The organism is Mesorhizobium sp. M7A.F.Ca.CA.001.08.2.1, assembly GCF_003998455.1.
GTDB classification, from domain to species: domain Bacteria; phylum Pseudomonadota; class Alphaproteobacteria; order Rhizobiales; family Rhizobiaceae; genus Mesorhizobium; species Mesorhizobium ciceri.
Genome location: NZ_RZPW01000645.1, coordinates 1 through 3654, shown reverse-complemented (window position 1 = coordinate 3654; position 3654 = coordinate 1). Strand labels below are relative to the sequence as shown.

Annotated in this window: 6 protein-coding genes; 4 read left to right on the top strand and 2 right to left on the bottom strand. The window is 63.6% G+C overall.

Translation table 11 applies throughout. The features are described 5' to 3' along the window. Positions 1-65: 65 nt before the first annotated feature. The gene (locus EN914_RS28185; RefSeq protein WP_013528880.1) at positions 66-419 is read right to left on the bottom strand and encodes a hypothetical protein; all 354 of its coding nucleotides are present in this window, start codon (positions 417-419) and stop codon (positions 66-68) included. Positions 420-743: 324 nt separating this feature from the next. Here EN914_RS28185 and EN914_RS28175 point away from each other — a divergent pair, with 324 nt between their 5' ends. Then, on the top strand, positions 744-1715 hold the full coding sequence (locus EN914_RS28175) for an AraC family transcriptional regulator (protein ID WP_013528882.1): 972 nt from the start codon (positions 744-746) through the stop codon (positions 1713-1715). A 62-nt stretch (positions 1716-1777) separates the two neighbouring features. On the opposite strand, the gene EN914_RS28170 is transcribed toward EN914_RS28175, so the two are convergent. After that, entirely contained in the window at positions 1778-2203 is a 426-nt protein-coding gene (locus tag EN914_RS28170; protein ID WP_013528883.1) for an OsmC family protein, read from the bottom strand. Between the two features lie 219 nt (positions 2204-2422). Between EN914_RS28170 and EN914_RS28165 the strand changes: the two genes are divergently transcribed. The 3 genes from EN914_RS28165 to EN914_RS28155 all read left to right on the top strand — a co-directional run. Further along, positions 2423-2644: a hypothetical protein gene (locus tag EN914_RS28165; protein WP_024504996.1), complete on the top strand. Its 222-nt coding sequence runs from the start codon at positions 2423-2425 to the stop codon at positions 2642-2644. Next, the gene (locus tag EN914_RS28160) at positions 2641-2997 is read left to right on the top strand and encodes a YciI family protein (RefSeq protein ID WP_024504997.1); all 357 of its coding nucleotides are present in this window, start codon (positions 2641-2643) and stop codon (positions 2995-2997) included. The genes EN914_RS28165 and EN914_RS28160 overlap by 4 nt, the downstream gene beginning before the upstream one ends. Positions 2998-3137: 140 nt before the next feature. After that, on the top strand, positions 3138-3654 hold a 517-nt coding region (locus EN914_RS28155), incomplete at its 3' end, for a hypothetical protein (RefSeq protein WP_245497855.1).

Genomic DNA, 3654 nt, shown 5'->3' with positions numbered 1-3654 from the left:
GCTGAAGGCCAGCCAGCCGGCAAGCCCGACAAGTGCCGCCCGGCAGGCGTGGTGTGACGAGGCCCTCAACATCCTTTGCTCGCAACAAGCTGCCGGAGATAGACAAGCCGCGTGCCGATGACATTGTTGACGATCGCCGTCTTGCCGGCCGGCGCCATGCCGCCGTATTTCTTGACCGACGGCCCATGATTCTTCGCCTCTTCGTAACCTGCCATCAATTGCCGCAGATCCGCACAGGACATCGAGGCGTACTTCGCCTGCTCCTGCGGGCTGATGACGCTCGATTGCGCCATGCCGGCGGAGTTGGCCGCTGCCATGCCGGCCATGCCGACGACCGCAGAAACCGGGTTGATGCCGACGCAGCCCGATAGGCCGAGGCACAGGACCGGTGCCGCCAGGACTGTATGCCGGACGCTCATGGCCGGCGCTCCCCACACGGCCGCTTCGGATCGCGATGGTCGGCGACGGTTCCGCCGAGAGCGATGGACAATAGATAGACGCGTGGATTGAAGCCTGCCGAGGCGAGCCCCGACAGTCTCCTGAACAATTGCAAATGATACATCGAACCCCCTTGTGGCTGTTTGCGATGCGCTTCCTGATCGGAAACGCGCTGCAAACTAGGTCCGGCAAAAGCGGGCAGCTTGGACGCAGCGGCCCTAAAAACGGCCCAAACGGCCCTGTATTGACGTTTTCGGAGGCGCGGCGCATATCACGCGGCTTCTAATTGACCTGAGGCATGGGGGATGCCGGTGACGGCGACGATGGGGCCAACCGCCTCGTTCCGACTGATGACGGACGCGCTTCCGGAGCGGGATCGCGTCGAGGTCATGCGCGAGGTCTATGGCCGCACGGTGCTCAAGGTCGATCTCGATCCACTCGGCCCGACGCATGTCGATATGCAGGTGCGCGCGTTGCCTGGCCTCGGCATCGCCACGGGCACGTGTTCGGAATTCCGCGTCCATCATTCGACGTCGCTGATCGACAGCGACGATCTCGTCCTCCTGGTCGCCCTCGATGGCGCAAGCGTGATGAAGCATCGCGGCCGCGAGGAGCCGGTCGGCAACGGCCAGGCGCTGATGATGAGCGGCGAGGAGGTCGGCCTCAATGTCATCCAGCCAGGCGGTCTTCGCTTCGTCAATATGAGCTTCTCGCTCAAGGCACTGTCACCGCTGATCGGCGACCCGGCGCCGGCGCTGATGCAGCCGCTGCCAACCTCCGGCGGGGCGATGCGGCTGCTGCTCGACTATGTCAGGTCGATCCAGGATGCCGGCGACGTGCTGACCCCGGAGGCCTGGCATCTGGCGACGACGCATATTTTCGATCTCGTCGCTCTGGCCATGGGTGCCACCCGAGACGCGGCAGAAATCGCCCGGGGCCGAGGCGTGCGCGTGGCGCGGCTGCGTGCCATCAAGGCCGAAATAACAGCCCATGGCGGCGACCTGTCGGCCGAAGACATCGCCCGCCGTCACCGCCTTTCGGCCCGCTACATCAGAAAACTGTTCGAGAGCGAAGGCACGTCGCTGTCGGATTTCATGCTGTGCCAGCGCCTGTTGCGCGCGCATCGGATGCTCAGCAATCCTCGTCATGCCGGACGCAGCATCACGGCGATCGCCTTCGAGGCAGGCTTCAACGACCTCTCCTATTTCAACCGGGCGTTCCGGCGGCGCTACGGCGCGACGCCATCGGATGTGCGGGCGGCCGCGTTGAAGGGCTGACCGCAAACGAAAACGCCGGCCCAAGGGCCAGCGGTTTCTGGATGAATTTGCCGTTCGGGCCTTCAGCCGAGCTTGGCGTCGAGCGATACGTTTATGGCGCCGAGCGCCTTCGAGACCGGGCAGCCGGCCTTGGCCTTTTCGGCCAATTCCTTGAACTTCGCCGCGTCGATGCCCGGGACCTTGCCGACCACTGTGAGGGCGCTGCCGGTAATCCCGGTGCCGGGAACCAGCGTCACCACGGCCTTGGCGTCGAGTTCGGTGGCCGGCGTGCCGTTCTCGGCCAGGAAATGCGAAAACTGCATGGCAAAGCAGCCGGCGTGCGCCGCCGCGATCAGCTCTTCAGGGTTGGTGCCGGATTTGCCGCTCTCGTCCTCGAAGCGCGCTTTGAATGAATAGGGCGTGCCCTTCAGGGTTCCGCTCTGGGTGTCGAGCGTGCCCGTGCCCTCTTTCAGATTGCCTTTCCAGACGGCGTTTGCGGTGCGGTCCATGAATTCCTCCTTATTACAGCGGTGGCGCCGGCCAGGCGGCGTTCCTCCCAACTATAGCGCGGGCGCGAGGGAAGGCCACCGCGCTGTTTGCGCGCGCACGCAGCACCGGCGAGCCGCACCGGATTTTTTTGAAAAAATGTACGTGCAAGAATGTCGACTTGCATCGGCCCCGACCGTCCTGCGGGCGGCCACGGATTCTCGTGGCGGATGGAGGTTCGCATGAACAATCTGTTTTCTGCCCATTGGACAAGCACCTGCCGAACGGCCGATCCAGGGAAAAGCGACCCGCTGCATGTGCCGCCCTCCGGCTTCGGCCGGCTGCTTGCGGCAGTTGCAATCATCGGCATTGCGGTCAGCCTTCTCGACCATGTCGCTGCCGGCAAGAACTCAACCGATACCGTGATCGCCTATGGTTCGTCACAGCAAGGGAGCTGGAAATGAAATATGTCTGTCTGGTCTATGGCGAGGAAAACGACCTCCATGCCATGACGCCGGAGCGTCTGGCCAAGCTCGATGCCGATTCGATGGCTCATGACCGGTCATTGGATCAGCGTGGGGTGCTGATCGTCGCGCAGGCGCTGCAATCGGTGAAGACGTCGAAGACGGTGCGGCGACGCCAGGGCAAGCGGCTGATCACCGACGGCCCGTTCGCCGAAACCAAGGAGCAGTTGCTTGGCTTCGTCATGATCGAGGCCGACAATCTCGACCAGGCGCTGGAGATCGCCGGCGAGATCCCGCTGGCCGAAATCGGCACCATCGAGGTGCGGGCGATCTACAATGTGCCGGGGTCATAGCCCCCGCCATGTGCTACAGCCACGCGGAAACCAAGGCGTTCGATTGAACGATCGTCCCGGTTCATTTGGTGCGCAACTTTTGCGTGTTGAAGCAAGGCGAGAGTTCTCCTATCGTCGCCGGGGTTCTTGGGGATTTCGACATGCCTTTCCTGATTGCTATCCTTGGCGTGATGGGCGCGGCGGCGTTCTGGTGGTACCGGATGAAGGCGATGAACGACGCGGCTCGCGAGGTTGCGGACGTTGTCGGGCGCGTGCAGGGCAACATCCGTCGCAAGAAGCTGCGCAAGCAGGCGGCTCTGTCGCCTCTGACGGCGATCGATGATCCGGTCGTAGCGGCGGCTACGTTGATCACATCAATCGTCTCCGAGGATGGGCCCATCCTGCCGCAGCGCGAGGCTGTCATCCGCGCGGTGATTTCCGAGATCGCCGACAAGAAGAAGACCGACGAGGCGGTGATCTACGCCAAATGGGCGGCGGCGCAGGTCGACGACACCACCGTCGTCATCGACAAGCTGGCGCCGTTCCTGCGCGAACGCCTCGATGTCGCCGAGCGAAACGATCTGCTGCAGATGGTCAACCGCGCCGCCCAGGGCGGCGCGGTTGACCATCTGCAGCAGATCGTTTCGCTCGGCGACATCGAGGCGTTCGCGCAGGAAC

Coding starts and splice junctions, on each gene's coding strand:
- EN914_RS28185 (WP_013528880.1), bottom strand. CDS start 419: ATGAGCGTCCGGCATACAGTCCTGGCGGCACCGGTCCTGTGCCTCGGC.
- EN914_RS28175 (WP_013528882.1), top strand. CDS start 744: ATGCCGGTGACGGCGACGATGGGGCCAACCGCCTCGTTCCGACTGATG.
- EN914_RS28170 (WP_013528883.1), bottom strand. CDS start 2,203: ATGGACCGCACCGCAAACGCCGTCTGGAAAGGCAATCTGAAAGAGGGC.
- EN914_RS28165 (WP_024504996.1), top strand. CDS start 2,423: ATGAACAATCTGTTTTCTGCCCATTGGACAAGCACCTGCCGAACGGCC.
- EN914_RS28160 (WP_024504997.1), top strand. CDS start 2,641: ATGAAATATGTCTGTCTGGTCTATGGCGAGGAAAACGACCTCCATGCC.